The sequence below is a fragment of the Sulfitobacter sp. M368 genome, assembly GCF_025141875.1.
GTDB lineage: Bacteria > Pseudomonadota > Alphaproteobacteria > Rhodobacterales > Rhodobacteraceae > Sulfitobacter > Sulfitobacter mediterraneus_A.
In genome coordinates this window covers 895,463-921,025 of sequence record NZ_CP081113.1, presented here as the reverse complement: position 1 = coordinate 921,025, position 25,563 = coordinate 895,463, and the positions used below count along the sequence as shown (strand labels likewise).

Below are 25,563 nucleotides of genomic sequence, written 5' to 3'. Positions count from 1 at the left end.
GAAACCCGGAACTGCCGTGCGCGGATCGAAAAGTGGTCAACCCATCATGGTGCTCTTTGACCTGCTCAGCCGTCGCTGGGCGATGGGAATCTTATGGAATCTCAGCGACAAGAACCGCAATTTCAGAGACTTGCAGACCAGATGTGACAGCGCCTCGCCCAGTGTGCTGAACACCCGCCTCAAGGAATTGCGGGCCGTTGGTTTGGTTGACAGGGCCGATGATGGCTACAGCCTGACGGCAGATGGGCGCGACCTGTTCAAACGGCTGGAGCCGCTGGGGGATTGGGCGCAAGACTGGGTTCCGACCCTGGCGGCGGCTTCAACGGACGACTGATCCGGCCCCGTTAATCGTAGGCATAACCAAATCGCGCGATATCTTCTGCGCAACACTCGGCAACAACTTTGCACGTCGCCGGGGAATAATAGCGCCGGTAATCTGTTTCCCGCACAGATGCATTGCTCTGCGGCAGATCCAGTTCCACCCCCAGATGCGCCCAAAGCGGTGCGGCATCCTCGGCCAGATGTTCAAGGCGGATATAGGCGCGGCACTGCTCCGTTCCGTTGACATCCGTCATGTAGCGACGGGCAGGCCACTGCCGCAGACTTTGCTGAATCTGTGGATCAGATACGAAACCCTCAAAATCCTGCGTCTTGGCCAGCCTGACCGATGCATGATCAAATGTCTGCTCGCGCAACCAGTGATAATAGCTGACCGTGCGATCCCACGGGTTGCGCACAAGGGTGAAAGTGAAGAGATCCGCGATCTCATCCGCACCGATCAATCCATCAATATCGGCCAATGTGCTGTGTTTCCAAAGCCGCCCGGCGGTTTGCACATCCTTGAGGCGACGCCGCCGTTTGACCGCCTTGGGCGTGTCTCCGATCATCACATCGTCCTTCATTGCGCGGCCCTCAAGCGCCAGCGCCATGGAGGTGCCGCCGGTTTTGGGAATATGCACAAAGAGATAGGACCGCCCGCGGCTGATGATCATATCCGCATCCTATTCCGGCACCCGGCCCGCGCCAACCGGGGCGGTGCTGCGCAGGGCGATGATGCTACCCGCAAGGGCGATCAAGACCATGCCAAACAACCCCAACACCGGCACGGTTTGATCCCAAAGAACCCATGCCCAAAAGCTGGCAAAGACCAGCAGCGAGTATTCAAAGACGGCCACATGACTGGCCTCACCCAACAAATAGCCGCGAAAGATCAAGCCGATCCCGATGAGTGAGCCAACCGCCTGTACCGCGAACCAGAACAGCATCTCCGCGTCCAGCGGCCCCCAGGAGCGCAGCACAAAACCATCGTGCCCTGCCGGTGCCTCGCCAGAGACAACAAACACCCCAATAAGGCCAAACACGCCCAGCATTCCGAAGAATCCGGCGGTCAGGGTCAACGTGCTTTCCCCCTCGCACCACGCCCGCGTGGCCACTGCGCCAATAGCGTAAAGCAACCCCGCCACAATGGGCAGGAAACTGATCGGGTCCAGCGCGGAAGGATCGGGGCGGATCACCATCAAAGCGCCGACAAAGCCAGTCACCACAGCTGTCCAGCGGAACAGGCCCACGGATTTGCCCTGAAACAGGATCGAGATCAGCACCACAAACAGCGGTGATGTGAACAGGCCCGCCACCACCACGCCAATCGGCAGCACGGACAGGCAGCCAAAATAGATCAGCATTGCACCGGCTTGAAACAGACTGCGCCCCAGCACCGCGATGGGCCGCTTGGCCCGCAAACTGCCGTAGCCGAATGCCACCACAGCACCCAAGACCACAAAGGCCATCACCGAGCGCACAAGGTGGAACTGCCACAGCGACCCCCGTTCCGAAATATGCGGCACGAAGTTGTCGGTCAGCCCAAGGGCCGCCATTCCGCCCAGCACAGAGATCGCGGCCAGCGCGGGCTTTGTCGATTGTTCGTTCACTTGCGCCCCTTTGTGCAAATCAGCCCTTCCAAAGTCACGCACAGCCAGCAATATTCAACCCCCAAAGCGACATGAATTCGGGGAGACAGGTCATGGGTTGGATGCAGGACGAAACCGGGCTGGACAAATGCGCCGCCAATTATGTGCCCCTGACGCCGCTGTCGCATCTGCGCCGCGCCGCCGAGGTGTTTCCGGCACGCACGGCGGTTGTTTATGGCGATCACCGCGTGAATTACGGCGAATACTACGAACGGTGCACCTGCCTTGCCTCTGCGCTGGTGGGGATCGGGGTGAAACCCGGTGATGTTGTGGCAACGCTCATTCCCAACCTGCCTGCACAGGCCGAGGCCCATTTCGGGGTTCCGGCCTGCGGTGCGGTCCTGAACACCATCAACACCCGGCTGGACGCCGGAACGGTCGCCTATATCTTTGATCATGGCGGCGCCAAGGTGCTGCTTGTGGACAGTGAATTTATGGACCTGGCCGAAACTGCCGCCGCGCTGATGGATGGCACCCCGCCCAAGATCATCGAGGTGGTCGATCCCAATTCACGGCACAAGCCCTCTGGCCGCCATCCCCAATACGAGGATTTTCTGAAAACCGGCAATGTGGAATTTGCCTGGCTCATGCCGCAGGACGAATGGGAAAGCCTCGCACTCAACTACACCTCAGGCACCACCGGACGGCCCAAAGGTGTGGTTTACCACCACCGCGGCGCCTATCTGATGACCATGGGCACGGTGATCTCATGGCGGATGGTGCTGCATCCGGTGTTCATGCAGATCGTGCCACTGTTTCACTGCAACGGTTGGAACCACACATGGATGATGCCGCTGATCGGCGGCACCTTGGTCTGTTGCCGCGATGTAACCGCAGGGGCGATCTACAATGCCATCGCGGATGAAGGGGTCACCCATTTTGGCGGGGCGCCCATCGTTCTGAACATGGTGGTCAACGCATCCGACACCGAACGCCGCGCCTTTGATCATCAGGTGGAGGTTTTTACCGCCGGTGCGCCCCCTGCCCCGGCCACCCTCGCCAAAATTGAAAAGCTGGGATTCAACGTAACCCAAGTTTACGGCCTCACCGAAACCTATGGCCATGTCACCGAATGCCTGTGGCGCAGTGAGGATTGGGAAACGCTGGATCAATCCGCCCGCGCCGCGATCAAGGCCCGTCAGGGTGTGGCCATGCCGATGATGGACCACATCACTGTCACCGACAGCAAGATCCGCCAGATCCCCCGCGATGGCACCACCCAGGGTGAGATCATGATCCGCGGCAATTCGGTGATGAAAGGATACCTAAAAAACCCCGACGCTACTGCCGAAGCTTTTGCTGGCGGCTATTTCCATTCCGGCGACTTGGCCGTGCAACATGAGGACGGCTACATCCAGATCGCCGACCGCGCAAAAGACATCATCATCTCGGGCGGTGAAAACATCTCGTCCGTCGAGGTTGAAGGTGTCCTGATGGAGCATCCGGACGTCAATCTTGCAGCTGTCGTCGCCAAACCCGATGAGAAATGGGGCGAAGTGCCCTGTGCCTTTGTGGAGCTCAAACCCGGCGCAGAGGGGGACGAAGCGGCATTGATCGCCTTTGTCCGGCAAACGCTTGCAGGCTTCAAAGCGCCCAAAAGGGTGATCTTTCAAGAGCTACCAAAAACCTCAACCGGTAAAATCCAGAAGTTCGAGTTGCGCACCATCGCCGGTCACTTGCGCTGAGAACCATGGGCATTGGGCGCATTCTGCCCATTGCCCCGTTTCGCCTCTGTGTTAAATTGAACAGATAACAAAGGCAGTGCAGCAAACCCATGACCGCCCTCAGAGAATACGCCCGTCTCGAAGCGACGGGCCTGTGGCGTGCCAGCCCCGACGCCCAGCGGCGCGAAGTGATCGTGTCTTTGGGCGATGCCACCCTGACTCTGACGGACATGAAAGATCAGCCGCTGGCGCATTGGTCTATCGCAGCTGTTGAACGGGCCAACCCCGAGGAGGTGCCGGCGCTCTATCATCCTGACGGCGATCCGGGCGAGACACTTGAACTGCCGGAAAACGAGACCGAAATGGTCGCGGGGATTGAAAAACTGCGCCGCCGTATCCACAAAAGCCGCCCGAAACCGGGGCGTCTGCGCTGGCTAGGGGTTCTGGTCTCGGTGGTTGTGGTGCTTGCGCTGGCGCTCTTTTGGTTGCCCGGCGCGATGCAGGACCACACCTTGCGGGTGGTGCCACAGGTCAAACGCGCCGCCATTGGTGCGGAACTCCTTAAACGGATTGAACGTGTCTCGGGCACGCGCTGCACTGACGCAAGCGGGCTGGCCGCCCTTGGACTGCTCTCCAAGCGGCTCGGCGCGGGCAAGCTGGCGATCCTGCCCGAGATGCCGCAACACAGCCTGCATCTGCCCGGCGGCGTGATCGTGCTGGACCGCGACGTGGTCGAGGACTGGGAAGAGCCGGACGTGGCCGCCGGATATATCCTGACGGAAATGACCCGCCGCGCCGCCAAAGACCCGTTGCGCGATCTGCTTGAGGTCGTCGGCATCCGCGAGAATTTCCGGCTGTTGACCACCGGGGATGTTGCTCCGGCCGCTCTTGCCACCTATGCCGAACACCTGACCACAACGCCCCCCGATGCGCCGGATGTCGCCGCGCAGCTGGCCCGTTTTGGCGCGGCAGAGCTGCGCAGCACCCCCTACGCCTATGCCCGCGACATCACCGGCGAGACGGTTCTGCACCTGATCGAAGGCGATCCGATGAATGGCAAGCTCACCGAACCTTTGATGTCTGACGCCAACTGGCTGCGCCTGCAAAACATTTGCGGGGGTTAACGCCGTGTTGGACACCATGGCCCGCTTGGCCCTGTCCCCGCTGTTGACTGCCCAAGCCTTCAAAGTCAGACGCGTTGCCCAGCGGTTGCCCGAGGCGGCTGGACCCAGATCGGGTGTGTTGGGCAGTGGCCCGCCTCTGCGCCTGCGGATCGTCGGTGACAGCTCCGCCGCCGGTGTTGGCGTGCGAACCCAAACGGAGGCACTCAGCGGGCAACTGGCCGCTGCGCTTGCAGGCCAGTTCACCGTTTCATGGCAACTGGACGCCTTGTCCGGCGCAACCACAAAAAGCACGCAAATGCGCCTGCAAAACACAACCGCCGATCCCGCCGATATCATTGTCACCGCTTTGGGCGTGAACGATGTGACCCGGCTGCTGCCCCGCCGGACATGGCTGCGTCAACAAATGGCGCTATTTGACGACCTCAGGGCACGCCATGATCCGCGCCGGATATATCTGTCCGGCGTACCTCCGATGGGCGCGTTTCCATTGCTGCCACAGCCCCTGCGCTGGACCCTTGGCCGCCACGCCCAAGCCTTCGAGACCACGATGCAGCGCCATGCCGCCAAAACCGCCGACCTGACCTATGTGCCGTTTGATCTTCCGGCTGATCCAGGGCTGATGGCCTCGGACGGCTTCCACCCCAATGCGCAGCTCAACACGCTTTGGGCAAAAGAAATGGCCAGCCGGATCATCACCGACTGGCCAAAACTCAAATCTGGATACCAGGGTCAGTCCCGCAGAACGCGCCCGTCGTAGCCGGCACCGATCACCTTCTTTTGTGCCACTTGCGCAGCAGCTTGTCCCGCAAACGGTCCCGCTTGCACCATGCTGTAGAGCTTTCCGCCCTGCCGTTTTTTGCCGATACGGGCCGGCATCCCCATCCGCGCAATCCGCTGTGCCGCCGCCTTTGCCTTGGCCGGCGTGGTGAAAAGACCAATCTGAATATAGCGGGTCGCGTTGTCTGTCACTTTAGGTGCAACGCGGACCTCCGGCCTGGCCAATGGCACCTTGGGCGCGGACCGCGACGACAGAACCGGCGGGCGCACAACCGCAACCGGCCTTTGATTGCGAATGATCCGTTTCATCCGCTGCCCGTCCTTCTCGACGATGGTCACTTCGCCCAAGCCCTGCCGTTGCCGGGCCAAATCGACATAAGGATAAACGAGTGGCACGCTGGCCGTCATATCGCGCCCGCTGCGCTGATCAATCAAACGGCGCGGCACGGTCTGGGTCCAGACCAGCAGCATGTCGTTGCGCCCGTCAAGATTCTGTTCGGCGCGGTGGGGGTTCAGACGGTCATCATCCCAAACCCGGCGATAGCCACGCGGGATTGTGACATTTCGGGTGTTCACGCGGTTTGCCACCACATGAACGGGCGCGATGCGGGTTTGCGGGGTGATCTCAACCCGTCCCGAGGCTGCGGTCCGCAGGTTGACAGGCGGCTTGGGAAACACATCAACCGATGCCACAGGAACCGGCTTGGGCGCGGTCTGGCGGCGCACAACCGGCGCCTTCCGGCGCGGCTTGGCTTTGGCCTTCGCAGTGCGCTCAGGTTTCACCACTGGGGATGGCGATGTCTCCGGCGCGGCAGCGGCCACTTCGGTTTCTTCCGGGACCACTTCGGCGCTGGCCACCTGCGATGGCAGGCTGGGTGCAAAGCCGCAAACGATCTTGCGATCCCGCGTGACGCGCGGCACCCAGGACACGTTGCCGTCAATGCCCGCGCGGATAAAAACGCATCCCTCGCTGTCGACATATTGTTTGCCCTTGAAGCTATCAGGCGGAAACTCTGTCGGCTGCCGTTCTGCTGTCTGGGCCTGAGCAAGGCCCAAGCCAAGGCCACCGGCCAAAGCTGAAGCTGCAATCAATCTGAAGATCTTCATAACGTGTCCCCACACACAAGATGTTGTCAGAATGCACCAGCAGACCGCCCAAGTCTAGGGTCAGAAATACACGCAACGCGTGAAAGCATGGCCCGAATTATTTGGTCCCGAACATCCGGTCGCCCGCGTCCCCGAGGCCTGGCACGATATAGCCAACCTCATTGAGCCGCTCATCCAAGGCTGCCGTCACAATCGGCACATCTGGATGAGCCTCACGCATCCGCGCCACACCTTCAGGCGCTGCCAAAAGACACAGAAACCGAATGTTGGTTGCGCCGGATTTCTTGAGCAGATCAATCGCTGCCACCGACGAATTTCCCGTCGCCAGCATCGGATCAACGGCAATCACCAACCGGTCATCCAGCGCCTCAGGCACCTTGAAATAATACTGTACCGGCTTGAGCGTTTCCTCATCACGGTACAGCCCGACAAACCCAACCCGCGCCGAGGGGATCAACTCAAGCACCCCATCCAACAGGCCATTGCCCGCCCGCAGGATCGAAATCAGCGCCAGTTTCTTGCCATCCAGAGTTGGCGCACTCATGGTCTGCATAGGGGTTTCGATCTCTTTGGTCGTCATCGGCAGGCCGCGCGTGACCTCATAAGCCAACAGCTGGCTGATCTCGCGCAGCAACTGACGGAACACCGCTGTCGGCGTTTCCTTGTCGCGCATGATGGTCAATTTGTGCTGCACCAGCGGGTGATCAACAACAGTCAGATGGTCGGCGGCATGGGACATGGGGCAGCTCCTTTGGTTTACATGTCTTTTGGCCCGAAACGCCCGCCGCCGCAAGCGCAGCCCCCCTCCCTTTTTGGCCAAAAGTACTCCGGGGGAACCGGCTTTGCCGGTGGGGGCTGGCCCCCAAATTGACATTTACGTCTGTGGAGCGACCCCCAAATGGTCCGCCACCACATGCGCCACATCGGCAAAGCCGATCTGCCCCAGTGGCCCCTGCGCCCCGCCTGTCACCAGCACGGGCACCCGTTCCCGGGTGTGATCGGTGCCGATCCACGTCGGGTCATTGCCGTGATCGGCGGTCAGGACCATAAGATCACCCGGCCGCAGCCGCGCCATGATCTGCCCGATCTCACGGTCAAACCACTCCAGCGCACGGGCATAGCCGGACACATCGCGGCGGTGACCATATTCACTGTCGAATTCCACAAAATTGGCAAATGTAAATGATCCGTCTTCCGCCTCATCCACCAAATGACCCAAATGTCCCATCAACGCCGCGTCACGTCCTTTGCGGACCTCATCAATCCCTTGCAATGAAAAAATATCGCCAATCTTGCCAATGGCATAGACCTTACCGCCCGCGTCTTGCACCCAATTGGTCAACACCGGCTTGGGGGGCATAATCGCAAAATCACGGCGGTTGGCAGTGCGTTCAAACCCGCTGGCGGCATCGCCGACGAAGGGCCGCGCGATCACGCGGCCGACTTTCATCTCATGCAACATCGGCGCAACGGCGCGGCAGAGATCCAACAGGCGGTCGAGCCCAAAATGGTCCTCATGCGCGGCGATCTGCAAAACGGAATCGGCAGAAGTGTAGCAGATCGGCCAACCTGTTTCGCAGTGCTCCGCTCCCAGATCAGCAATGACTGCCGTGCCAGAGGCATGGCAATTGCCCAAGATCCCCTCGGTTCCGGCCATCTTCGCCAAATGCGCAGTAACAGGATCGGGAAAGGCTGGCGTCTCGTCCGGGAAGTAATGCCAATCCCACGGCACGGGCAATCCTGCCAGTTCCCAATGCCCTGACGGCGTATCCTTGCCGCGCGAAACTTCGGTGGCCGCGCCCCAGCCGCCTTTGATCTCTGCATGCAGGTCCGGCAGATCCAGACCGCTGGCCAGTTTAACCGCCGCACCAAGGCCAAGCGCCGAAAGCACCGGCAGTTTTAACGGCCCGCTGCGCCCCTCTTCGGCCCTTCCCGCCGCACATGCCTGCGCAATATGGCCCAGCGTATTGGCCCCGGTATCAGGCTGATCCCCGTTGAAAAACTGGTCCGCATCCGGCGCGCCGCCAATGCCGACACTGTCCATCACCACCAAGAACGCACGCGCCATTATCCTACCCTTTCGATGATCAGATCAGGCAGGTCTGCCCGCTTGTCCGACAGGGTCATCGCGGCCCGCACCGCCGCGACCGCCTGATCCGCCAGATCCGACCGGCTGGCATGGACGACGGCCAAGGTTTGCCCGCGTGTCACCCTTTCGCCCAGCCGCACCACTTCTGACAGGCCAACCGCCGGGTTCACCTCGTCGCTTTCGATTTTGCGCCCGCCGCCCAGTTCCACCACAGCAAGGCCAAGCGCCTCGCCGTCGATTGCTGTGACATAGCCCGCACTGGTGGCCTTGACCGCGCGGATCACCGTGGCCTCGGGCAAAAATCGCTGCCAGTTTTCGACAAAGCTGACCGGCCCGCCCAAGGCAGCCAGCATCTTGCCAAACACCTCTGCCGCGGCACCCGAGCGGATGGCAGTCACAATCGCATCCGCCCCCGCCTGCACATCCGGCACCAATCCACCATTGGCCAACAACACACCGCCAAGCGCCGCCGCCACATCGATAATCGGACCCTGCTCATCTCCGCGCAGCACGCGCATCACCTCTGCCACCTCAAGCGCATTGCCAAGACTCGGCACCAAAGGTTGGTTCATGTCGCTGATCACCGCCGTTGTGCGGCAACCGGCAGCATTGGCCGTTGCGGTCAGCGCCTTTGCCAAAGCCTGCGCTTCGGGAAGCTCCTTCATAAAAGCACCGCTTCCGACTTTCACGTCCAGCACCAGCCCCTCAAGACTGGCGGCCAGTTTTTTGCTGAGGATCGACGCGGTGATCAGATCCAGCGAATCCACCGTAGAAGTCACATCACGCACCGCATAAAGCCGCTTGTCCGCGGGCGCGATGTTGCCCGTGGCCCCGACGATGGCACAGCCGACCTGACGCACGATGTCGTGCAAGCGTGCCTCCTCGACTTGCGTCGTCACGCCCGGTATGGCCTCCAGCTTGTCCAGCGTGCCGCCTGTATGGCCAAGGCCGCGCCCAGAAATCATCGGCACAAAAGCCCCGCAAGCCGCCAAGGCGGGCGCAAGAATCAAGGACACACAATCCCCGACACCGCCGGTGGAATGTTTGTCCAGCACGGGCCCGTTCAGATCCCATTTCAGCACTTGCCCGGAATCGCGCATCGCCAGCGTCAGCGCCACGCGGCCCGCGTCATCCAGACCATTGCGGCAAATCCCCATGGCAAATGCGCCTGCTTGGGCGGCGCTCATCTCGCCGCTGGCAAGGGCGGCGGCGGCCCAACCCAGTTCGGACGCATCCAGCGGTTCTTGATGACGCAGTTTGGCCAATATGGTTCGGGCGTTGGTCATTCAGCCCTCCATATGCGCGGCGGCAAAGGCACCGGGCAACAGATCTGCCAGAGTTGTATGTTCTTCGAGGCCTGCAGTTGTCGCCATGGTGACGGGCACTGCGCCGGCGCCAAACTCGGCCAGCTTCTGACGGCATCCGCCGCAGGGCGTCACCGGCAATTCACTGCCTGCCACCACATAGGCTTCGGTCAGCTCGGTCTCGCCCGCAGCCACCATCGCGGCAATTGCACCCGCTTCGGCGCAGGTGCCTTCGGGATAGGCTACGTTTTCGACGTTGCAGCCAACATAGACAACACCGGACGCCGCTCGGATGGCCGCCCCCACCTTGAAGTTGGAATAGGGGGCATGCGCATTTTCGCGGACCTGCACGGCGGCGGCTCTTAATTCTTGGGACATTGCGCTCTCTTTTTCGGGTCACTCATTCACTTCCGATAAGGTTACGATGGATTTGCGCAGATTATCCACCCGCTTGCCGTTACGATCTGTTAGAAAGTGTGAAACCGGATCGGTGCGCAGAAATGTCGTATTGGCTGGATCGAAAAAGTAGTTTAACGCTAAACCATATTTTTCTCAGGGAGCCTTTTCATGTCCGACAAGCCAAATCTCCGTCAGGCCGCGCTTGATTATCATGCCTTTCCCAAGCCGGGCAAGCTTGAGATCCGGGCGACCAAACCATTGGCCAACGGGCGTGATCTGGCGCGGGCCTATTCCCCTGGCGTGGCCGAAGCCTGCCTTGAAATCAAGGAAGATCCCGCAACGGCTGCGCTCTATACATCCCGTGCCAATCTGGTGGCAGTGGTGACAAACGGCACCGCGGTTCTGGGGCTTGGCAATATTGGTGCGCTGGCCTCCAAGCCGGTGATGGAAGGCAAGGCAGTCCTGTTCAAGAAGTTTGCCAGCATTGATTGCTTTGACATCGAGGTGGACGAAAGTGACCCGGAAAAGCTGGCGGATATTGTCTGTGCGCTTGGCCCCACCTTTGGCGCGATCAATCTCGAAGACATCAAAGCGCCCGATTGCTTTACCGTTGAACGGATCTGCCGCGAACGGATGAATATCCCGGTTTTCCACGACGATCAGCACGGCACAGCCATTGTTGTCGGCGCAGCAGCCAAGAACGCCCTGCATGTGGCGGGGAAGAAATTCGAGGATATCAAGATTGTCTCAACCGGCGGCGGCGCGGCGGGCATTGCCTGTCTGAATATGCTGCTCAAACTTGGCGTTAAGCGCGAGAACGTCTGGCTTTGCGACATTCACGGGTTGGTTTACGAGGGTCGTGAGGTCGATATGAACCCGATCAAGGCCGAATATGCCCAAGCCACGGACCTGCGCACGCTGGATGATGTCATCCATGACGCAGACATGTTCCTTGGCCTGTCCGGGCCGGGCGTATTGTCCCCTGAAATGGTCGGCAAGATGACCAAGCGGCCGATCATTTTTGCCCTCGCCAATCCCACGCCCGAAATCCTGCCGGATCTGGCGCGGGCCGTGGCACCGGATGCGATCATTGCCACAGGCAGGTCCGATTTTCCAAATCAGGTCAACAATGTACTGTGTTTTCCCTTCATCTTCCGGGGCGCATTGGATGTCGGGGCCACCACCATCAATGACGAGATGCAGCTGGCCTGTATCGACGGCATTGCCGCCCTCGCACGTGCAACGACCTCCGCCGAGGCCGCCGCAGCCTACCAAGGCGAGCAACTGACCTTCGGGGCGGATTATCTGATCCCCAAACCCTTTGACCCGCGCCTGATCGGAGTGGTGTCATCTGCCGTCGCCAAGGCTGCGATGGAAACCGGCGTGGCGGCGCGGCCCATTGACGATCTTGAGGCATATAAACACCGCTTGGACGGATCTGTGTTCAAATCCGCATTGCTGATGCGGCCCGTATTTGAGGCGGCCCGCACCTCGCCGCGCCGCCTGGTCTTTGCAGAAGGCGAAGATGAACGGGTGCTGCGCGCCGCGCAGGCGATCATTGAGGAAACCGTCGAACGCCCGATCCTGATTGGCCGCCCCGAGGTGATCGAACGGCGGATCGAGAAGGCCGGCCTGACCCTCAAACTTGGCGACAATGTGGATCTGGTAAACCCCGAAAACGATCCGCGTTACCGCGACTATTGGGAAACCTATCATCAGCTGATGGCCCGGCGCGGCGTATCGCCCGACATTGCCCGCGCGGTCATGCGCACCAACACCACCGCGATCGGTGCGGTGATGGTGCATCGCGGCGAGGCCGACAGCCTGATCTGCGGCACCTTTGGTGAGTTCCGTTGGCATATGAATTACGTCGAACAGGTGCTGGGTCGGGACGGTCTGCGGCCTCATGGTGCTTTGTCGATGATGATCCTCGAAGACGGGCCGCTCTTTATCGCCGACACGCAGGTGCATCTGCACCCCACCCCCGAACAGATTGCCGAGATCGCACGCGGCGCGGCGCGGCATGTGCGCCGCTTTGGTCTGGAGCCCAAGGTCGCCTTCTGTTCGCAAAGCCAATTCGGCAATCAAGGCGAAGGCAGCGGCAAACGACTGCGGGCGGCCATTCGTCTGTTGGATGCAGGGGGCGATGACTTTGCCTACGAGGGCGAGATGAACATCGACACCGCGCTGGACCCCGAACTGCGCGAGCGGCTTTTGCCCGGCAACCGGCTTGATGGGGCAGCCAATGTTCTGGTCTTCGCCCATGCGGATGCGGCATCGGGCGTGCGCAACATTCTCAAGATGAAAGGCGGCGGTCTAGAGGTCGGACCGATCCTGATGGGCATGGGAAACCGGGCGCATATCGTTTCACCCTCGATCACGGCCCGCGGGCTGCTGAACGTGGGGGCAATTGCGGGCACACCTGTGGCGCATTACGGCTGATCAGTGACCCAAAGGCGGCAGACAGGCCCCTCATCTGATTTACACAATTCTCCCTTCGGGGAGGATTGGGGTGAGTTTTTCTCGCCAAATGAAGAGGATAGCGGCGTTACAACATTGATGTGGATCTAGAAAATTTCTTTTCAAATCTTGCGCTGCGACTTTTGCGCCTCTTGCCCGCTGCAGTGACGCTGCGTAACCACAAGGGCGAGGGATTACGGGGGAGGACACCATGGGATACCGCGAAACTTATGCCGCCTGGCAGGATGATCCGGAGGCGTTTTGGCTGAAGGCAGCCGAGGCGATTGATTGGGTTGAGGCCCCCAAGCAGGCGCTTTTTGAACGGGGCAATGACCTGTTTGAATGGTTCGCGGATGCCAAGGTCAATGGTTGTTACAACGCCGTTGATCGCCATGTAGAAGGCGGGCGCGGCGATCAGGTGGCAATCATTCATGACAGCCCGATCACCGGAACGCAGGCCAAGATCACCTATGCAGAACTGCAAACCCGCGTTGCGTCGTTGGCCGGCGCATTGTCCGCGCAGGGTGTGGTCAAGGGCGACCGGGTAATCATTTATATGCCCATGGTGCCAGAGGCGCTTGAGGCGATGTTGGCATGTGCACGCATTGGTGCAGTACACTCTGTGGTCTTTGGCGGATTTGCCGCCAATGAACTGGCCGTGCGCATAGATGATTGTGCCCCCAAGGCGATTATTGCCGCCTCCTGCGGCTTGGAGCCGGGCCGTGTCGTGGAATACAAACCGCTCCTCGATGGTGCGATTGAAATGGCCGATCACAAACCGGATGTCTGTATTGTTTTGCAGCGCCCGCAGCATTTGTGCGCGCTGACGCCGGGCCGTGATCTGGATTGGCATGATTGCCAGCAGGGCGTCACCCCTGCCGATTGTGTGCCGGTTGAGGGCAATCACCCTGCCTATATTCTTTATACTTCTGGCACCACCGGTGCGCCCAAAGGTGTCGTACGCCACACGGGCGGGCATCTGGTGGCGCTGAACTGGACCATGAAAAACATCTACAATGTAGATCCTGGCGATGTGTTCTGGGCTGCCTCAGATGTGGGCTGGGTCGTGGGTCACAGCTACATCTGTTATGGCCCCTTGATCCATGGCAACACCACCGTGGTGTTTGAGGGCAAGCCCATTGGCACGCCGGACGCAGGCACCTTCTGGCGGATCATAGAAGAGCATAACGTGCGCAGCTTCTTCACCGCGCCCACGGCCATCCGCGCCGTGAAACGCGAAGACCCCAAGGGTGAATATCGCAAGAAATATGATCTAAGCGGTTTGCGCGCGCTGTATCTGGCGGGTGAAAGAGCTGATCCAGATACCATCGAATGGGCGCAAGAGATTTTGGACATCCCGGTCTATGACCATTGGTGGCAGACCGAGACAGGCTATACCATCGCGGGCAACCCTGCCGGGCTGGAGGCATTGCCGGTCAAGATCGGCTCTCCCACCGTGCCTATGCCGGGATATCAGGTCGAAATTCTGGACGAGGCCGGCCACCCGCAAAAACCTGGTGAACTGGGCGCGATTGCGATCAAATTGCCCCTGCCCCCCGGCACATTGCCAACCCTTTGGAATGCCGAGGACCGGTTCCGCAAATCCTACCTGACGACCTTTCCCGGCTATTACGAAACCGGTGATGCAGGGATGATGGATGAGGACGGATACCTCTACATCATGGCGCGGACCGATGATGTGATCAACGTGGCCGGTCACCGTTTGTCGACCGGCGCAATGGAGGAAGTTCTGGCGGGCCATCCCGATGTGGCAGAATGTGCGGTCGTCGGGGTCAGTGATGCGCTTAAGGGGCAATCACCCGTTGGCTTTTTGTGCCTGTCCAATGGTGTGAACCGCCCGCATGAAGAGATCACGAAGGAATGTGTCAAACGCATCCGCGATCAGATTGGCCCGGTGGCCGCGTTCAAACAGGCGTTGGTGGTAGACCGTCTGCCCAAGACACGCTCGGGCAAGATCTTGCGGGCGACGATGGTCAAGATTGCCGACGGGCAAGAGTTCAAATTGCCTGCCACGATTGATGATCCGGCCATTCTGGATGAAATCAAGGCCGCATTGCAGACCATCGGCTACGCCAAGTAACGAAAAAGGGCGGCCTGATAAGGCCGCCCCAGTCCCGTTCGATATTTTCAATCAAGCTTTTGCGAAAAAGTCGTCTACCTGACGCTCCGCCTCTTCCTTGGCGATGCCGTAACGTTCCTGAATCTTGCCGACCAGCTTGTCACGGTTCCCCGCCGCCTCATCGACTTCATCGTTGGTCAGTTTGCCCCAATGGGCCTGCACGTCACCGGAAATCTGCTTCCATTTGCCTTTGATCTGGTCCCAATTCATGTCTGGTCTCCTTTTCTCGAGTTGCAGCGCTCAGGCGCCTTCGAGAAACCAACGGACACACCCCACCAGCCGTTCCATAAAATCGGGAAAAAGTTCAGTTGAACTGTTCGCTGATCAACCGCTCTTCCAGGCCATGGCCGGGATCAAAAAGGATCGTATGCGCCACCTCCGGCTCTGAACGGACCTCGACCGAGACCACATCACGGTGTGACTTGCCATCCGCATCCGCCATCACGGGGCGCTTTTCCGGCTCAAGCACATCAAAGCGAACATGCGCCGTCTTGGGCAGCAGCGCCCCGCGCCACCGGCGGGGGCGAAAGGCGGCCATGGCCGTCAGGGCCAGAATCTCGGCGCCAATGGGCAGGATCGGACCATGAGCGGAATAGTTATAGGCCGTGGATCCGGCTGGCGTGGCAACCAGGGCACCGTCGCACACCAGTTCCTGAAGCCGCAAGCGACCATCAACAGTGATCTGCAACTTGGCCGCTTGCGGACCAGCACGCAGCAGGGACACCTCGTTGATCGCCAGTGCCTCATGCACCTCTCCTGCGCTGTCTGTGGCACGCATCACCAAGGGATTGATCACGGCCGTTTCGGCCGCGCGGAGGCGTTCAACCAGATCGGATTCGCGGTATTCGTTCATCAAGAACCCGATGGTGCCGCGATTCATCCCGTAAACCGGCGCGGGCAAATCCTGAGTATTATGCAATGTTTGCAGCATGAAACCATCGCCGCCCAGCGCCACGATCACCTCTGCCTCTTCGGGGGGCACATTGCCATAGCGCCCGATCAACGCTGCACGCGCGGTCTGGGCGACACTGGCGCGGCTGGCCGCAAAAGCGATTCTCATGGACATGGGGCAAAGTTTCCGATTGGGCGCAATTCGCTCCAAAACAATCACATTATTCCTCAGGCTACCAGCATTGCCGCACATATCTGGCGTTGCGTCGCTTTCCCCACTTCCAAGCCGCCGGTGTTTCCGATACGAAACACGAAATTTCGCAGCCCAAAGGAACAGCATCATGTCCGGCTTTTTCACCGCTACCCTGTCTGAATCAGACCCCGAAATCTTTGGCTCCATCACCGATGAGCTGGGCCGCCAGCGCGATGAGATCGAGCTGATCGCATCTGAAAATATCGTGTCTGCCGCTGTGCTTGAGGCGCAGGGGTCTATCATGACCAACAAATACGCCGAAGGCTATCCGGGCCGCCGCTATTATGGTGGGTGCCAGCATGTCGATGTGGCCGAAAACCTTGCCATTGAACGGGCCTGCAAACTGTTTGACTGCGCATTTGCCAACGTGCAGCCCAACTCCGGCTCGCAGGCGAACCAAGGTGTGTTCCAAGCGCTGTTGCAGCCCGGCGATACGATCCTTGGCATGTCCTTGGATGCAGGTGGTCACCTGACGCATGGTGCCAAGCCGAACCAGTCAGGCAAATGGTTCAACGCCATCCAATATGGCGTGCGCAAGCAAGACAACCTGCTGGATTATGATCAGGTTGAGGCATTGGCCAAAGAGCACCAGCCCAAGATGATCATCGCGGGCGGTTCCGCCATTCCGCGCCAGATCGATTTTGCCCGCATGCGGGAGATTGCCGATATGGTTGGCGCTTATCTGCACGTTGACATGGCGCATTTTGCCGGTCTCGTGGCCGCAGGCGAACATCCATCGCCCTTCCCGCACGCCCATGTGGCCACCACCACAACCCACAAAACCCTGCGCGGCCCGCGCGGCGGCATGATCCTGACCAATGACGAGGCACTGGCGAAAAAGTTCAACTCCGCCATCTTCCCCGGTATTCAGGGTGGCCCGTTGATGCATGTGATCGCGGCCAAGGCCGTCGCCTTTGGTGAAGCGCTGCGTCCTGAGTTCAAGGACTATATCAAACAGGTCATCACCAATGCGCAGGCGCTTTCCGATCAGTTGATCAAAGGCGGGCTGGACACTGTGACCCACGGCACCGACACCCATGTGGTGCTGGTCGATCTGCGCCCCAAGGGCGTGACCGGCAACATCGTCGACAAGGCATTGGGCCGCGCCCATATCACCTGCAACAAGAACGGTGTGCCGTTTGACCCTGAAAAACCAACCGTGACTTCGGGCATCCGCCTTGGTTCCCCCGCCGGGACAACCCGCGGCTTTGGCGAGGCAGAGTTCCGCCAGATCGCGGATTGGATCATCGAAGTGGTCGATGGCCTGGCCGCCAACGGCGAAGACGGCAACGCAGAGGTTGAAGCGAAGGTGCGCGGCGAGGTTGCCGAGCTTTGCGCCCGCTTCCCGCTTTACCCGAACCTCTGAACCTTTTCTCTTTCTTGAGAACGGCAAACGCCCTCGCTGACATGCGGGGGCGTTTTTGTTTGAAAGCCTGCGATCCGCATCTAGATCTGGCACGAGGCAGCCCTCATTGACCTGCATCAAGGCAGCAAAACACAAAATCTGCTAGACTTTGGGGGTTGGATCAGCGGCAGATTCCCGCTGGCACATGACACTCAGAAAGGGAGACGCGAGAATGGGAAAGACATCGAAAAAGGCCGAAACAGCAGATTTTTCCGCAATGCCAATGGCAGCCGCAATGGCGGCGGTCAATCCCGTTGGAATGTCCGCATGGAAAAAGGTCATGGATGAAAGCAGCCGGTTTGTCTCTGAGCGGTTTGAACAGGACGTCGAACTGCAAAAAGCGATGATGGGCTGCACCACTCCGCAGGAATTGTTTCAGCTTCAGTCCGAATTCTACACCAAGGCCGTTCAGGACTATACCGCCGAGGCGTCCCGCATGTTCGAGATGATGACCAAGGCCACGCAAGACACCATGAAAGAGGCCACCGCCTCACATGCGCGCAAATACGACGACGTGCCTTTGTAAATCTTTGCACGCCGGGCAAAAGTGAGTACCGGCTGGCCATAGGCCCGCCGGAGTAGAACAATTATGGCCTAGCGGCCCATGTGCCGGTCATTTGGCCTGCATATTCTGCACCATCTTGAGCACCTGACGGCGCGGCAGGAACGGGATCACCCAGTTCACCAAAAAGCCCAGCCCACGTTCATTCACCGTCACCAGATCGCCGCGCATCATCGCGTCATAACCATGTTTGGCGACGCTCGCAGGGGTCTTGCCACCGCCAGAGACCAGCTTGGTCCCTTCAAGGTTGGCCGTCTGCGCAAACTCCGTTTCGACATAGCCGGGTGCCAGCACGGTTGAGGTCACGCCGCGCGGGCGCAGCTCTTGGTCAATCGCCTCCGAGAAGGATTTCACAAAGGCCTTAGTCGCGAAATAGACTGCCTGATTGGGCCCCGGCATGAATCCGGCTGTTGACCCCACTTGCAAGATCTTGCCGCCGCCCTGCGCCACCATATCCGCCGCCGCCAGATGGGTCAGCGCGACCAGGGCTTTGACATTCAGGTCGATCATTCCCAACTCGTCCTCAAGGGGCCGGTCGATATGCATGCCCTGCCCGCCGAACCCGGCGTTGTTGATCAGGATATCGACCTTGAGTCCCGCCGCCTTTATCTTCTGATAGAGCGCTTCTGCTCCGCCCTGCGCACCAAGATCCAATGCAAAGACATGCACTTCGATCCCATGTTTCTGCTCAAGCTCAGCCTTGAGCGTGTTCAGCGTGCCTTCCCGCCGCGCCGTGATGATGACATCACCGCCCTTGGATGCGTGATAGCGGGCAAATTCCATGCCGATGCCAGACGAGGCGCCAGTGATCAATGCGGTGTTGCTCATGAGAGTGTCCTTCGGGTTGGGTCAACAGTTGTTGACACTCTACCTAAGCTCTCTGTTCGATATGTCAACACTTGTTGACAACCTAAAACCGGAGTTTAAGCTGCCTTTATGACCAAAGCCTTGAATACCCGCGAGAAACTGCTCCTCCACGGACGTCGCCTGCTTTGGGCGCAGGGCTATACTTCGGTATCTCTGCGCCAAATCGCCAAGGCTGCGGACGTCGATGTGGCGCTGATCTCGCGCTATTTCGGCGGCAAGATGGGTCTGTTCGACACCACCTTGGCCGGTGCATTTGACGACCCAAGCGCACGGGCCAAGTCCACAGATCAATTGATGGATCTGATGACACAGCTTTTTGTCACCGCCCCAAGGGGCGGCGAAATGCCATCGGTTGTGCGGATGATCTTGTCAAACGCCCATGACGACGAGGTCGGCGAAAAGGTGCGCCGCCTGACCCATGACAATTTCTACGCCCCCCTGCTGGTTATAATCGGATGCCCCGCCCGCACCGCGCTTTTCATGGCGGTGCTTCTGGGCATCAGCGTGGTCGAGAAAACCATCAAACTGCCGGATTACCCCGCCCCAAGCACCGCCGCCTATGAGGCCCGGCTGCGCCACATGATGCAAGCCGCCCTTTCATATTCAGGAGAGACCCCATGATCATCCATCCCGCAGGTTCGCGCCCCTCGGGCGCAGGCAGCCCCGACTATTTCACAGGCACTGTTCGCATGGACCCCTTGGTCAACACCCCTGCCCCGTCCCGCCTGCGCGGCGTGACCGTCACGTTTGAGCCAGGCGCCCGTACGGCATGGCACACCCATCCATTGGGCCAAACCCTGATCGTGACCTCTGGCGCCGGACTGGCCCAAAAGGAAGGCGAACCGGTCAAGCCGCTGCGTCCCGGCGATGTGGTCTGGTTTGAACCGGGTGAAAAGCATTGGCACGGAGCCGCGCCCGATTGCGCGATGACCCATATCGCCCTGCAAGAGGAACTGGATGGCAGCGCAGTGGATTGGATGGAACATGTTACTGACGCCCAATACAGCGCCTGAACGCGGCTGCACTTACTGATGAAAGCGACACCTTCGAACCGCACGAAACGCCTTGAACGCAATCTGGGCGACTGGATGCGCGCCCGCCTGCCGATGGCGCTGGCTGAATTCGTAATGTTTGTGCTGAAACAGGGCTGGGCCGCTTTTCCCGGTGCCCTGCTGCTGGCCGGATTGATCATCAGTGATCGCATCTGGCAGCCCCATTGGCCCATCGCACGCTTTGATGCCCTGTTGATCTACGCCCTCGCGTTGCAAGCCCTGTTCCTCGCAACCGGTATGGAAAGCTGGCGGGAGGCCCGTGTAATCGCCCTGTTCCACTTGACCGGCACACTGATGGAGATCTTCAAGGTCAACGCGGGCAGTTGGGCCTATCCCGGCGATGCGATCAGCAAGATCTGGGGTGTGCCGCTTTTTTCAGGCTTCATGTATGCGGCGGTAGGCTCCTATATGGCACGGGTGATCCGCCTGTTTAACATGCGCTTCGCGCCCTATCCGCCCTATTGGACAACGGTTCTGTTGGCGGTGGCGATCTACACCAATTTCTTTGCCCATCACTATCTGCCGGATATCCGCATCGCGCTGTTTGCCGCCACGGTTGTGCTGTTTGCCCGCACACGGATCTGGTTTCACATCGGTGCACGGCGCTATTGGATGCCGCTGCCTCTGGCCGCCTTCCTCACCAGCTTCTTTCTCTGGGTGGCTGAAAACATCGGCACAGCCACACGCACATGGCTTTATGCGGGCCAAAACGCCGGTGAAATGGTGCGCTTTGCCAAGATGGGGTCATGGTATTTGCTGCTTTACGTCAGTTTTGTCACTGTCACGCTGGTGCTGCGCGACGCGCTGCGCCCACCAGAGGATGACCCGCCTCAAACGTAGCCGCGCCACCACATCCAAAAGACAAAGGCACTCACGATCACCAGCAGATAAAACACAATCAGTCCGGCCATCCGCAAAAGGTATGATTTGCGCCGCTCTTTCACGTCGATCTGGCGCAGATGCGCCGCCACGGCCTCAAAGGCCTGATCAATCCGCGCCGGATCCCATTGCAATGCAAGCTTGGGATGACTCGCCTCATGCTCCGCCCGGATCAGAACCTCGGCCTGCCTGTGCAATGCCTGCGGCAATCGTCGCCCCGTGCGCGCCAATGCACGCCGCAAATCGCGTGCCTTGACGCCAAATTTCTCTCGCAACAAATCGCGAAGGGCTTCGGTTTTGACAGCGATGTCCGATTGATAAATCATCCCCCCTTTTAATCGCTCTGGCCCATGGGCTGCAATGGCGCTACCCCTATCTCATGCTCAGCTATTCCGAATACGGGGATAACCCCGCAACCGCAGACACCCCCGCCCTGATCATTGTGCATGGTCTATACGGATCAGGCCGCAATTGGGGCGTGATTGCAAAGCGCCTGTCCGACCGCCGCCGGGTGATCACCGTGGATATGCGCAACCACGGCACCAGCCCGCGCATGCCCAGTCAAAGCTACCCGGACATGGCACAGGATCTGGCCGATCTGATCACCCACCTGAACATCCCCGTCGATGTCTGCGGGCATTCCATGGGCGGCAAGGCGGCGATGGTGCTCGCATTGACCCATCCAGAGCTTTTGCGCCGGTTGATTGTCGCAGATATCGCGCCAACCGCCTATGGCCACACACAGCAAATGTATATCGACGCCATGCGAAACGTTGACCTCTCCGCCGTCACCCGCCGCTCGGACGCTGAGGCGCAATTGGCCGAACAGGGCGTCGACCGCGCCTTGCAAAGCTTTTTCACCCAATCGCTGGATGTGCCAGGCAAGGCATGGCGTCTCAACCTCGATGTGCTTGAGGCCGAAATGCCCAAGATCATCGGCTGGCCCGCCGAAATTTCGGGCTCTTTCGACGGCCCCACCCTATTCCTCTCCGGCGGCGCATCCGACTATGTGCAACCCGAACACCGCCCCACAATCAAGGCACTGTTCCCCGCCGCCCGCTTTGCCAAACTGCCCGGCGCAGGGCACTGGCTGCATGCCGAAAAACCCCGCGAATTCGAGGCCGCCGCCCGGATTTTTCTGGACGCCTGAACCCGACACAGGCAGACCCTCGCCCTTTTTGGCCAAAAATATTCCGGGGGTATGGGGGCTGGCCCCCATTCCACCCTTGCAACCGGCGTTGCCATCCCTATAACGCAGGACAATTTGCAAACATCCGGGGGCCATAGCCATGCCAAAGAGAACCGACATCCAGTCGATCATGATCATTGGTGCAGGCCCCATTGTTATTGGCCAGGCCTGCGAGTTTGACTACTCCGGCGCACAGGCCTGCAAAGCCCTCAAAGAAGAGGGCTACCGTGTCATTCTTGTGAACTCCAACCCGGCCACGATCATGACCGATCCGGGGCTGGCCGATGCGACCTATATCGAACCGATCACGCCCGAGATTGTCGCCAAGATCATTGAAAAAGAACGCCCCGATGCCTTGCTCCCGACGATGGGCGGCCAGACCGGGCTGAACACTTCCCTCGCCCTCGAAGAGATGGGTGTGCTGGAAAAATTCGGTGTTGAGATGATCGGAGCCAAACGCGAAGCCATTGAAATGGCAGAAGATCGCAAACTCTTCCGCGAAGCAATGGACCGTCTGGGCATCGAAAATCCCCGCGCCACGATCTGCACTGCGCCCATCGGCGCGGACGGCAAGAAAGATCTTGCCGCGGGTGTGGCGCTGGCGCTTGAAGACCTCGAAGAGATCGGTCTACCGGCCATCATCCGCCCCGCCTTTACCATGGGCGGCACCGGCGGCGGCGTCGCCTACAACCGCGAAGACTACGAATTCTTCTGCCGCTCCGGCATGGACGCCTCTCCTATGGGGCAGATCCTGATCGACGAATCACTGCTCGGTTGGAAAGAGTTCGAAATGGAGGTGGTGCGCGACACGGCCGACAATGCGATTATCGTCTGTTCCATCGAAAACGTGGACCCGATGGGCGTGCACACCGGCGATTCCATCACCGTGGCACCGGCACTGACCCTGACGGACAAAGAATACCAGATCATGCGCAACCACTCGATCGCGGTTCTGCGCGAGATCGGCGTGGAAACCGGCGGCTCCAACGTGCAATGGGCGGTGAACCCCGCCGATGGCCGCATGGTTGTGATCGAAATGAACCCGCGCGTGTCGCGTTCCTCGGCGCTCGCGTCCAAGGCGACGGGTTTCCCGATTGCCAAGATCGCGGCAAAGCTGGCTGTTGGCTTTACCCTCGATGAGCTCGACAACGACATCACCGGCGTGACGCCAGCCAGCTTTGAACCGACCATTGACTATGTGGTCACCAAGATCCCGAAATTCGCCTTTGAAAAATTTCCCGGTTCCGAGCCGAACCTGACCACGGCGATGAAATCCGTGGGCGAGGCGATGTCCATCGGCCGCACCATCCACGAGAGCATGCAAAAGGCGCTGGCTTCGATGGAATCGGGCCTCACCGGCTTTGATGAGATCGACATTCCCGGCGCGCCTGACCAGGCGGCCTTGGTCAAAGCGATCAGCAAACAAACTCCGGACCGTCTGCGCACCATTGCCCAAGCCATGCGCCACGGCATGTCCGATGACGAAATTCACGGCGTGACCATGTTTGACCCTTGGTTCCTCGCCCGCATCCGCGAAATCATCGACGCGGAGACACAAGTCAAAACCGACGGCCTGCCCACGGATGAAACCGCGATGCGCCACCTCAAGATGATGGGCTTCACCGATGCACGGCTGGCCCATTTGACCGGGCAATCCGAAACCGCAGTCCGCAACGCACGCCTGAACGCAGGCGTCAAAGCGGTGTTCAAACGCATCGACACCTGCGCCGCGGAATTTGAGGCGCAGACGCCTTACATGTACTCCACCTACGAGGCTCCAATGATGGGCGACGTGGAATGCGAGGCGCGCCCATCGGACCGCAAAAAGGTCGTGATCCTTGGCGGCGGCCCCAACCGGATCGGTCAGGGGATCGAGTTTGATTATTGCTGCTGTCACGCCTGTTATGCGCTGACCGATGCGGGTTACGAGACCATCATGGTCAACTGCAACCCCGAGACGGTCTCGACCGACTATGACACCTCGGACCGGTTGTATTTTGAACCGCTGACCTTTGAACATGTCATGGAAATCCTGCGAGTTGAGCAGGAAAACGGCATCCTGCACGGTGTGATCGTTCAGTTTGGTGGCCAGACCCCGCTGAAACTGGCTAACGCCTTGCAAGAGGCCGGTATCCCGATCCTTGGCACCACGCCGGACGCAATTGACCTGGCCGAGGATCGTGAACGTTTCCAGCAGCTTGTGCAAAGCCTTGGCCTGAAGCAGCCGCACAATGGCATCGCGCATTCCGACAGCGAAGCGATGGAAATTGCCTCTGACATCGGCTTCCCGCTGGTGATCCGTCCCTCCTATGTTCTGGGGGGGCGCGCCATGGAAATCGTGCGTGATCAGGCGTCGTTGGAACGCTACATCTCGACCGCAGTTGTTGTCTCTGGTGACAGCCCTGTTTTGCTCGACAGCTATCTGTCCGGCGCGGTGGAACTGGACGTTGACGCCCTTTGCGATGGCAAAGACGTGCATGTCGCCGGTATCATGCAGCATATCGAAGAGGCGGGTGTGCATTCGGGTGACAGTGCCTGTTCCTTGCCGCCCTATTCGCTGTCCCGTGACGTGATCGAAGAGGTCGAGAAACAGACCCGCGCCCTGGCCTTGGCATTGAATGTGGTTGGTCTGATGAATATTCAGTTCGCCCTCAAAGACGGCGAGATCTACCTGATCGAAGTGAACCCGCGCGCCTCGCGCACCGTGCCGTTTGTGGCCAAGGCCACGGACAGTGCCATTGCTTCCATCGCCGCCCGGATTATGGCGGGTGAGCCTCTGTCAAACTTCCCTAAGCGTCCCGCCTATCCAGAGCAGGCCTCTTATGACGATGTCCTGCCGCTTGGTGATCCGATGACATTGGCCGATCCAAACATGCCGTGGTTCTCGGTGAAAGAGGCCGTGATGCCATTCGCCCGTTTCCCCGGCGTTGATACCCTGCTTGGGCCGGAAATGCGCTCAACCGGTGAGGTGATGGGCTGGGATCGCGACTTCCCCCGCGCCTTCCTCAAGGCGCAGATGGGCGCGGGCAACCCGCTGCCACGCAACGGTTGCGCTTTCCTGTCGATCAAGGACATGGACAAAACGCCGGATATGCTTGAAGCGGCCAAAGTGCTTTTGGATCAGGGCTTTACCCTGATCGCCACCCGCGGCACCGCCGAATGGCTCAATGGTCAGGGATTGTCCTGTGATGTGGTCAACAAGGTCTATGAGGGCCGCCCTGACATCACGGACATGATGAAAGATGGCGACGTGCATCTGGTGATGAACACCACCGAAGGTGCCCAAGCCGTCGAGGACAGCAAATCCATTCGCTCCATCGCGCTCTTTGACAAGATCCCCTATTTCACCACGGCGGCCGGTTCACATGCGGCCGCTCTGGCGATCAAGGCGCAGGCCGAAGACGAGATTGGGGTGAAATCCTTGCAGGGGTAAC

The 25,563-nt window shown here is 59.7% G+C and carries 24 protein-coding genes; 13 read left to right on the top strand and 11 right to left on the bottom strand.

What is annotated here, in order from left to right; genetic code table 11:
- The first annotated feature begins 46 nt into the window (after positions 1–46).
- The gene (locus tag K3754_RS04745) at positions 47–334 is read left to right on the top strand and encodes a helix-turn-helix domain-containing protein (protein ID WP_259941465.1); all 288 of its coding nucleotides are present in this window, start codon (positions 47–49) and stop codon (positions 332–334) included.
- Positions 335–344: 10 nt separating this feature from the next.
- On the opposite strand, the gene K3754_RS04740 is transcribed toward K3754_RS04745, so the two are convergent.
- Positions 345–992, bottom strand: a complete 648-nt coding sequence (locus K3754_RS04740) for a sulfotransferase family protein (RefSeq protein WP_259941461.1) — start codon at positions 990–992, stop codon at positions 345–347.
- Between the two features lie 9 nt (positions 993–1,001).
- Positions 1,002–1,928: a DMT family transporter gene (locus K3754_RS04735; protein ID WP_311201468.1), complete on the bottom strand. Its 927-nt coding sequence runs from the start codon at positions 1,926–1,928 to the stop codon at positions 1,002–1,004.
- A 92-nt stretch (positions 1,929–2,020) separates the two neighbouring features.
- Here K3754_RS04735 and K3754_RS04730 point away from each other — a divergent pair, with 92 nt between their 5' ends.
- From K3754_RS04730 to K3754_RS04720, 3 genes are all read left to right on the top strand, one after another.
- Positions 2,021–3,652, top strand: coding sequence for an AMP-binding protein (locus K3754_RS04730; protein WP_203208818.1), 1,632 nt, complete (start codon positions 2,021–2,023; stop codon positions 3,650–3,652).
- Between the two features lie 89 nt (positions 3,653–3,741).
- Positions 3,742–4,755, top strand: a complete 1,014-nt coding sequence (locus K3754_RS04725; protein WP_259941457.1) for a hypothetical protein — start codon at positions 3,742–3,744, stop codon at positions 4,753–4,755.
- Between the two features lie 4 nt (positions 4,756–4,759).
- A complete protein-coding gene (locus tag K3754_RS04720; RefSeq protein ID WP_259941454.1) occupies positions 4,760–5,512 on the top strand; it encodes an SGNH/GDSL hydrolase family protein in 753 nt (250 codons plus the stop codon).
- Here K3754_RS04720 and K3754_RS04715 read toward each other — a convergent pair.
- From K3754_RS04715 to K3754_RS04695, 5 genes are all read right to left on the bottom strand, one after another.
- Positions 5,485–6,639: an SPOR domain-containing protein gene (locus K3754_RS04715; protein WP_259941451.1), complete on the bottom strand. Its 1,155-nt coding sequence runs from the start codon at positions 6,637–6,639 to the stop codon at positions 5,485–5,487. The two genes, K3754_RS04720 and K3754_RS04715, sit on opposite strands and share 28 nt — an antisense overlap.
- Positions 6,640–6,736: 97 nt before the next feature.
- A complete protein-coding gene (gene upp / locus K3754_RS04710; RefSeq protein WP_203208822.1) occupies positions 6,737–7,378 on the bottom strand; it encodes a uracil phosphoribosyltransferase in 642 nt (213 codons plus the stop codon).
- Positions 7,379–7,513: 135 nt separating this feature from the next.
- A complete protein-coding gene (locus tag K3754_RS04705) occupies positions 7,514–8,707 on the bottom strand; it encodes a phosphopentomutase (protein ID WP_259941449.1) in 1,194 nt (397 codons plus the stop codon).
- Entirely contained in the window at positions 8,707–10,014 is a 1,308-nt protein-coding gene (locus K3754_RS04700; protein ID WP_203208824.1) for a thymidine phosphorylase, read from the bottom strand. The genes K3754_RS04705 and K3754_RS04700 overlap by 1 nt, the downstream gene beginning before the upstream one ends.
- Positions 10,015–10,410 carry a cytidine deaminase gene (locus K3754_RS04695; protein WP_259941446.1) on the bottom strand — a complete coding sequence of 132 codons (396 nt, stop codon included), beginning with the start codon at positions 10,408–10,410 and terminating at the stop codon, positions 10,015–10,017. It lies immediately after the preceding gene.
- Between the two features lie 189 nt (positions 10,411–10,599).
- Between K3754_RS04695 and K3754_RS04690 the strand changes: the two genes are divergently transcribed.
- Positions 10,600–12,873 (top strand): NADP-dependent malic enzyme, encoded by a 2,274-nt coding sequence (locus K3754_RS04690; RefSeq protein WP_203208826.1) that lies wholly within the window; start codon positions 10,600–10,602, stop codon positions 12,871–12,873.
- 229 nt (positions 12,874–13,102) lie between these two features.
- On the top strand, positions 13,103–14,992 hold the full coding sequence (locus tag K3754_RS04685) for a propionyl-CoA synthetase (RefSeq protein ID WP_259941441.1): 1,890 nt from the start codon (positions 13,103–13,105) through the stop codon (positions 14,990–14,992).
- Between the two features lie 51 nt (positions 14,993–15,043).
- On the opposite strand, the gene K3754_RS04680 is transcribed toward K3754_RS04685, so the two are convergent.
- Together K3754_RS04680 and K3754_RS04675 are read right to left on the bottom strand one after the other, a co-directional pair.
- Positions 15,044–15,241, bottom strand: coding sequence for a CsbD family protein (locus K3754_RS04680; protein ID WP_203208828.1), 198 nt, complete (start codon positions 15,239–15,241; stop codon positions 15,044–15,046).
- 94 nt (positions 15,242–15,335) lie between these two features.
- Entirely contained in the window at positions 15,336–16,097 is a 762-nt protein-coding gene (locus K3754_RS04675) for an NAD kinase (RefSeq protein WP_203208829.1), read from the bottom strand.
- A gap of 166 nt (positions 16,098–16,263) precedes the next feature.
- On the opposite strand from K3754_RS04675, the gene glyA reads away from it, so the two are divergent.
- Together glyA and K3754_RS04665 are read left to right on the top strand one after the other, a co-directional pair.
- Complete coding sequence (glyA, locus tag K3754_RS04670; RefSeq protein WP_203208830.1) at positions 16,264–17,541, top strand: serine hydroxymethyltransferase; 1,278 nt, start codon at positions 16,264–16,266, stop codon at positions 17,539–17,541.
- A gap of 211 nt (positions 17,542–17,752) precedes the next feature.
- Positions 17,753–18,106, top strand: coding sequence for a phasin family protein (locus K3754_RS04665; RefSeq protein WP_259941436.1), 354 nt, complete (start codon positions 17,753–17,755; stop codon positions 18,104–18,106).
- Between the two features lie 87 nt (positions 18,107–18,193).
- On the opposite strand, the gene K3754_RS04660 is transcribed toward K3754_RS04665, so the two are convergent.
- Positions 18,194–18,970 (bottom strand): SDR family oxidoreductase, encoded by a 777-nt coding sequence (locus K3754_RS04660; protein ID WP_203208832.1) that lies wholly within the window; start codon positions 18,968–18,970, stop codon positions 18,194–18,196.
- A gap of 108 nt (positions 18,971–19,078) precedes the next feature.
- Between K3754_RS04660 and K3754_RS04655 the strand changes: the two genes are divergently transcribed.
- From K3754_RS04655 to K3754_RS04645, 3 genes are read left to right on the top strand one after another with little or no spacing between them, the layout of a single operon-like run.
- Entirely contained in the window at positions 19,079–19,630 is a 552-nt protein-coding gene (locus tag K3754_RS04655) for a TetR/AcrR family transcriptional regulator (RefSeq protein ID WP_259941432.1), read from the top strand.
- Positions 19,627–20,022 (top strand): cupin domain-containing protein, encoded by a 396-nt coding sequence (locus K3754_RS04650; protein WP_259941429.1) that lies wholly within the window; start codon positions 19,627–19,629, stop codon positions 20,020–20,022. The genes K3754_RS04655 and K3754_RS04650 overlap by 4 nt, the downstream gene beginning before the upstream one ends.
- 18 nt (positions 20,023–20,040) lie before the next feature.
- A complete protein-coding gene (locus K3754_RS04645) occupies positions 20,041–20,901 on the top strand; it encodes a DUF817 domain-containing protein (protein WP_231024263.1) in 861 nt (286 codons plus the stop codon).
- Here K3754_RS04645 and K3754_RS04640 read toward each other — a convergent pair.
- On the bottom strand, positions 20,892–21,266 hold the full coding sequence (locus K3754_RS04640; protein ID WP_203208835.1) for a hypothetical protein: 375 nt from the start codon (positions 21,264–21,266) through the stop codon (positions 20,892–20,894). The genes K3754_RS04645 and K3754_RS04640 overlap by 10 nt on opposite strands.
- 53 nt (positions 21,267–21,319) lie before the next feature.
- Between K3754_RS04640 and K3754_RS04635 the strand changes: the two genes are divergently transcribed.
- Together K3754_RS04635 and carB are read left to right on the top strand one after the other, a co-directional pair.
- Positions 21,320–22,090, top strand: a complete 771-nt coding sequence (locus K3754_RS04635) for an alpha/beta fold hydrolase (protein WP_259941426.1) — start codon at positions 21,320–21,322, stop codon at positions 22,088–22,090.
- 139 nt (positions 22,091–22,229) lie between these two features.
- Positions 22,230–25,562: a carbamoyl-phosphate synthase large subunit gene (carB, locus tag K3754_RS04630; protein ID WP_259941423.1), complete on the top strand. Its 3,333-nt coding sequence runs from the start codon at positions 22,230–22,232 to the stop codon at positions 25,560–25,562.
- The last annotated feature ends 1 nt before the right edge of the window (position 25,563 follow it).